5 protein-coding genes are annotated in these 6366 nt (G+C 70.1%); 4 read left to right on the top strand and 1 reads right to left on the bottom strand.

Annotation, left to right across the window (positions count from 1 at the left end):
* From ETD96_RS39355 to ETD96_RS39340, 4 genes are all read left to right on the top strand, one after another.
* Positions 1-1325: extracellular solute-binding protein (locus ETD96_RS39355; protein WP_338072657.1), on the top strand; the 1325-nt coding region annotated here is incomplete at its 5' end.
* Positions 1322-2314 carry a carbohydrate ABC transporter permease gene (locus ETD96_RS39350; RefSeq protein ID WP_138641576.1) on the top strand — a complete coding sequence of 331 codons (993 nt, stop codon included), beginning with the start codon at positions 1322-1324 and terminating at the stop codon, positions 2312-2314. The genes ETD96_RS39355 and ETD96_RS39350, both read left to right, overlap by 4 nt.
* On the top strand, positions 2311-3138 hold the full coding sequence (locus ETD96_RS39345; protein WP_138641575.1) for a carbohydrate ABC transporter permease: 828 nt from the start codon (positions 2311-2313) through the stop codon (positions 3136-3138). Before ETD96_RS39350 ends, ETD96_RS39345 begins: the two co-directional genes overlap by 4 nt.
* Before the next feature lie 158 nt (positions 3139-3296).
* The gene (locus ETD96_RS39340) at positions 3297-4373 is read left to right on the top strand and encodes a lytic polysaccharide monooxygenase auxiliary activity family 9 protein (RefSeq protein WP_138641574.1); all 1077 of its coding nucleotides are present in this window, start codon (positions 3297-3299) and stop codon (positions 4371-4373) included.
* A gap of 235 nt (positions 4374-4608) precedes the next feature.
* Here the strand turns inward: ETD96_RS39340 and ETD96_RS39335 are convergent, their stop codons facing one another.
* Positions 4609-6339, bottom strand: coding sequence for a glycoside hydrolase family 6 protein (locus tag ETD96_RS39335; RefSeq protein ID WP_138641573.1), 1731 nt, complete (start codon positions 6337-6339; stop codon positions 4609-4611).
* Positions 6340-6366 lie beyond the last annotated feature (27 nt).

Genomic DNA, 6366 nt, shown 5'->3' with positions numbered 1-6366 from the left:
GGCCAAGCCCACCCCCGATCCAGGAGGCCACCATGGGCATTCCGCACCTGTCGCGCCGTTCGTTCCTGACCGCGGTCTCCGCGGGCACCGTGGCGATCACCGCCGCGCCCCTCCTCGCCGCCTGCGGCGACGGCGACTCGGGAGGCGGCAAGGTCACCATCGAGTGGATGGACATCGCGACCACCGAGCCGTCCAAGACGCTCTACCCGCAGATCGCCAAGGCGTACGAGGCCGCGCACCCGAACGTGCGGGTCAAGCTCACCAACCTGGAGAACGAGGCGTTCAAGTCGAAGATGACCGCGCTGACCGCCTCCGGGAAGCTGCCGGACATCTTCGTCACCTGGGGCGGCGGGGTCCTCAAGCAGCAGATCGACGCCGGCCTGGTCAAGGACGTCACCTCCGACGGCTCCGCCATCCTGAACACGATGACGCCGGTGTCGCAGAAGCCCTACCAGTTCGACGGCAAGACCTACGCGATCCCGTACGACATGGGCGGGGTGGGCTTCTGGTACAACAAGGCCCTGTTCAGCAAGGCCGGGATCAAGGACACCCCGAAGACCTGGACCGAGTACCTGGACGCGGTCCGCAAGCTCAAGTCCGCGGGGGTCACCCCCATCGCGGTCGCGGGCAAGGACAAGTGGCCCGAGATGTACTACTGGGCCTACCTCGCGATGCGCATCGGCGGCCTGCCCGCGCTGCAGCAGGCCGAGAAGGCCAACGACTTCAGCGGGGCCGCCTTCGTCTCCGCGGGCCAGAAGGTCAAGGAGCTCGCCGACCTCGACCCCTTCCAGAAGGGCTTCCAGAACGCCGGCTACGACACGCCCGGCGGGCAGGCCGCGACCATGGGCGCCGGCAAGGCCGCCATGGAGCTGATGGGGCAGTGGGCGCCCGCGGTGCAGAAGGACGCCTCCGGCAAGGACCTCGGCGAAGACCTCGGCTGGTTCCCCTTCCCGAGCGTGGAGGGCGGCCAGGGCCAGGCGACCGAGGTGTTCGGCGGCGGCAACGGGCACGCGCTCAGCAAGGACGCCCCCAAGGAGGCCATCGACTTCCTCGCCTTCCTGATGAACCAGGAGAACGAGAAGAAGCTCGTCTCGTCCGGCGCCTTCATGCCGGTCGTCAAGGGCGCCGAGAGCGAGCTCGACAAGAACCGCAAGCTCGTCGCCGACGCGCTGAACAGCTCCACCGGGTTCCAGCTCTACCTGGACCAGGCGTTCCCGCCCGCGGTCGGCCAGGAGGTCAATGACAGCGTGGCGGCGCTCATCGGCGGCAAGAAGACGCCCCAGCAGGTCACGGAGTCGGTCACCAAGGTGGCCAAGAGCCAATGACCCTGTCCGCCACGACCGACGACCGGCCGCGGCACGCCGCACGGGCCCCGCGCAGGCGGGGCCCGGAGGCGTCGGCGGGGGAGCGGCTGCGCGGCTGGGCGTCCAGCACCTGGTTCCTCCTGCCCGCCCTGCTGCTGTTCTTCTTCTTCGTCCTGATCCCGATCTTCGTCGCGTTCTACACGAGCTTCTTCCGCTGGGGCGGCTTCGGCTGGCCCGAGGACTTCGTCGGCCTCGGCAACTACCGCAAGCTCGCCGACGACCCCGTCTTCCGCGGCGACCTGTGGCGCGGCCTGCTGATCATCGTGTTCTCGATCGCCGTCCAGCTGCCGATCGCGCTCGGCACCGCCGTCCTGCTGAACCAGAGGATGCGCGGCCGGGCGGTGTACCGGGCGATCTTCTTCGCGCCCTACATCCTGTCCGAGGTGATCGCGGGCGTCCTGTTCGGCATCATCTTCCTGCCGGGCTCCGGGCTCGCCGACAAGCTCGTCGGGGACCTGCCGCTGCTCGGCGACCTCGCCGGCCGGTGGTTCGCCGACCCCGACACCGCGCTCCCCACCCTGTTCGCCGTCATGACGTGGAAGTACTTCGGCTTCCACATGATGATCTACCTCGCCGGGCTGCAGGGCATCCCGTCGGAGGTGCTGGAGGCCGCCGCGATCGACGGGGCGGGCCCCTGGCGGCGGTTCCGCAGCGTCACGCTGCCGCTGCTCGGCCCGACGCTGCGCATCAGCGTGTTCCTGTCCGTCATCGGCTCCCTCCAGTTGTTCGACCTCGTGTGGGTCACCACGACGGGCGGGCCGACGCACTCCACGGAGACGATGGCCGTCACCATGTTCCAGTTCGGCTTCAAGCGCTACCAGATGGGCTACGCGGGCGCGATCAGCGTCGCCATGTTCCTCATCTGCATGGTCTTCTCCCTGCTGTACCAGCGCTACGCGCTCCGCCGCGACCTGCAGGGCGCCGTCACCAACGCGGGAGGCCGCCGATGAGAGCCGGCCTCGCGCGGAGCCTGTCCCGGCACACGCTGGTGTGGGTGCTCGGCTCGTTCGTCGTCGTCCCCCTGCTGTACGCGGTGATCTCCGGTTTCAAGACCACCGGCGACCTCACCGCGGACCCGCTGGGGCTGCCGCACCCGTGGAAGGTGTCGAACTACACCGGCATCCTGACGTCCGGCGACTTCTGGCGGCAGATCGCCAACAGCGTGCTGATCGCCGTCGCCACCACGCTGATCACCGTCGCGGTGTCGGCGCTGGCGGCGTTCGCGTTCGCCCGCTACGCCTTCCGGGGCCGGGAGTTCTTCTTCACGCTGTTCGCGGCCGGGCTGATGTTCCCGCCCGCGGTGGCGGTGCTGCCGCTGTTCGTCCTGCTGCGCTCGTTCGGGCTGCTGGACAACCCGCTCGGCATCATCCTGCCGCAGGCCGCGTTCGCGCTGCCCATCACGATCATCATCCTGCGGTCCTTCTTCCGGACGATCCCCGGCGAACTGGAGGAGGCCGCCGTCATGGACGGCTGCTCCCGGTTCGGGTTCTTCTGGCGGATCCTGCTGCCGATGGCGCGGCCCGCCCTCGGCACCGTGTCGGTCCTCGCCATCGTGACGAGCTGGAACAACTTCTTCCTGCCGCTGCTGGTGCTCGCCGACCCGAAGTGGCAGACGATCCCCGTCGGCATCCAGCAGTTCCAGGGGCAGTACTCGACGAACTACGCGCTCGTCATCGCCTACATCGTGCTGGCCATGGTCCCCGCGATCGCCTTCTACGCCATCGCCGAGCGGCAGCTGATCGGGGGGCTCACCGCCGGTGCCACGAAGGGCTGAGCCCGCCCGAGGCACGGCCCGGACGACGCCGTCCGGGCCGTATGGTCCTGCCGTCACCGCCCTTCGATGAAAGGGTGAAAGGACCGTTCTGGGCCCCGCCGGCGCGGAGCTAGCGTCCGCCTGGACAGGACTCTCCTCGGCCCGTGGACGGGAGGACGATGGGAAAGCGACGACGAAGAGCGCTGGCGGCGGGGGCGGTGCTCGGCCCCGCCATGCTGGCGGGCGCCCTGATCACCGCCGTGCCGGCGTCGGCGCACGGCGCGATGATGGTGCCGGGCAGCCGCACGTACCTGTGCTGGAAGGACGGGCTGACCTCGACCGGCCAGATCGTCCCGCACAACCCCGCGTGCGCGGCGGCCGTCGCGCAGAGCGGCACCACCTCGCTGTACAACTGGTTCGCGGTGCTCCGCTCGGACGGTGCGGGCCGCACCCGCGGCTTCATCCCCGACGGGAGGCTGTGCAGCGGCGGCGCGGTCGTGTACGACTTCAGCGGCTACGACCTGGCCCGCGACGACTGGCCGGTCACGCACCTGACGTCCGGCGCGGACATCGAGTTCCGGTACAACAAGTGGGCGGCCCACCCCGGGACGTTCCGCACCTACATCACCAAGGACACCTGGAGCCCGACCCGCCCGCTCAGCTGGGACGACCTGGAGGACCAGCCGTTCTACAGCGCCACCGACCCGCCGAGCGTCGGCTCGCCCGGCAGCGAGGACGCCTACTACCACTGGAACGCCCGGCTCCCGTCCGGCAAGAGCGGCCGCCACATCATCTACACGGTGTGGCAGCGCTCGGACAGCAACGAGACGTTCTACGGCTGCTCCGACGTCGTGTTCGACGGCGGCAACGGCGAGGTGACGGGCGTCGGCGAGGGCGACGGGAACCCGACCGACCCGCCCACCGACCCCACCGACCCGCCCGGCACGCCGGGCATGGTCTGCTCCGCCGAGTACCGCTCCGTCAACAGCTGGGGCGGCGGCTACCAGGGCGAGGTCAAGGTCACCAACACCGGGACGCTCCCGCTGAGCGGCTGGATGGCCCACTTCACCTTCGCCAACGGCGAGACGGTCGGCAGCCTGTGGAACGGCACCTACACGCAGTCCGGCCCGGACGTCACGGTGAAGAACGCGAGCTGGAACGGGTCGCTGGCCGTCGGCGCCTCGACGACGTTCGGGTTCACCGCGAACGCCCCCAGTTCGGCCACCGACGTCGAACCGCACTGCATGACCTCCTGAAAGCTCCCGATCGAACCGCTCCCAACAGAACACGGCTCCCAACAGAACACGGCTCCCAACAGAACACGGCCCGCGGCGTCCGACAGGGGACGCCGCGGGCCGCTCCCGTTCCGGCCGGCCCCCGGGCACGCGGCCCGACCCTCGGGCACGGCTCCCCGGCACAGAGAGGCCCCGCGACAGGGAGAGGCCCCGCGACCGGGAGCGGGTCGCGGGGCCTTTTCCTGGAGGGGGCCGGTTACTGGACGGGCGGGTAGGCGTTCCGCAGCAGCTCCTGGAACTGCGCGGAGAACCAGTGCCCGGACAGCGGCGCGTCCGGCAGGGCGCCGCTCATGTGGTTGTTGTTGCGCGGGTTGCCGGTGTACGTCGGGTCGCACATCCGGTCGAAGCCCTTGCCCTCGTCGTTCGGGATCTCCTCGCTGGCGCCGTCGGACTCGCCCGGGGGCTTCATCCACACGTAGGCGTCGATGCCCGTCGCGGGCGCGGCCTTCGGCCGCTCACCGAGGCCCGCCCCGGCCTGGTTGCACCAGTTGCCGAGGTGGATGCGGCGGTCGATGCGGCCGCCGTCGACGTAGGCGTTCACGTCCGTCTGCGGGCCGGGACCGGTCGGGCGCTCGGTGCCGCCCCAGCCGTTGCGGCTGGTGTCGATGAGCATGCCGATGCCGGAGTCGAAGCCCTTGCTGATCAGCTCCTGCCGGAACGCCTGCGCGTAGGACTGCTCGTCCACGTACCGGTTCCAGTCGACCCACGAGGACTGGCGGACGGACGTGCCGTTCACCGAGTCGTTGATGGTGAAGTAGGGCTCCTTCACCGCGCCGTAGTTGGCGGTGTTGGTGATGAAGCCGGCCACGTTGCCCTTCGAGCCGGACATGTCGGCGGTGTCGGCGAGCAACTGCGCGGTCGGGCCGAAGTTGTCGTCCCAGCCGATCCAGCCGTGGTGGCCGATGTCGATGTAGTTGTAGACGTTCGACAGCGCGCCGAGCTTCTGCAGCGCGTAGGCGATGCCCTTCTCGTAGTTGCCGTTCGCCTTCATGACGTCGCAGTTCTCGGTGGCGGTCGGCCGGTCGCCCGCGTTGGTGATCAGGTTCGGCAGCGAGTCGATCTCCACGACCGTGACGACCCGCAGGTCGGCGTACTTGGCGTCGCCGAGGATGCCCGCGATCGGGTCGATGAACTCGGTCTTGTACCGGTCGAGGTCGTTCGGGCCGAGCTCGCCGTTGGACGCCAGCGCGGAGCAGTCGCGGCCGGGCAGGTCGTAGACGACGAGCTGGATCACCCCGGCGCCCTGGGAGAGCGCCTCGTCGAGGTGGTCGCGCAGGCCCATGCCGCCGTTCACGCCGTTGATCGCCGCGATCCGGTCGAGCCACACGCCGGTCGGCTGGTCGGAGATCGCGCTCCCGCCGGGTTCGGCGGCGGCGTTGGCGGACCACTCCGGGTTCACGTAGACCTTCGCCCCCGAGTACGGGTTGTCGACGCGGTCACCGGTCGGCGGGTCGGTCGGCGGATCCGTCGTCGGCGGGTCGGTGGGGCCGCCCGTCGACCCGTCGCACACGGTGCCGTTCAGCGTGAACCGGGTGGGGGCCTGGTTCGAGCCGGAGTAGGTGGCCTGGAAGCCCGGGGTGACGGAGGCGTTCTTGGCCAGCGCCCCGCCCCAGCTGGGGTTCTTCACGGTCACGTGCTTGCCGGACTGGGCGAACGTCCCGTTCCAGCCGTTCGTCACCTGCTGGTTGCCGGCGAAGTCCCACTCCAGCGTCCAACTGCTGAGGGCGTCGCCGAGGTTGGTGACCTTCACGTTGGCGGTGAAGCCGGTGCCCCAGTCGTTGGCGGTGTACTCGACGGTGCAGCCGGCGGCCGCGCTGGCCTGGGCCTGGGCCAGCGCGACCGTGCCTGAGGCGAGCAGGACGGCCGCCGCTCCGGCGGCCACGCCGCGGCGGGCGCCGGGCCTCCTGCGCGCAGGGGGGTGCTTCATGCGGGTCTCTCCTCCATCTGGTTGGGG

The sequence above is a fragment of the Actinomadura geliboluensis genome, from assembly GCF_005889745.1.
Taxonomy (GTDB): domain Bacteria; phylum Actinomycetota; class Actinomycetes; order Streptosporangiales; family Streptosporangiaceae; genus Spirillospora; species Spirillospora geliboluensis.
Note: the sequence above shows the minus strand (reverse complement) of the source record. Positions and strands in the feature narration are given on the sequence as shown.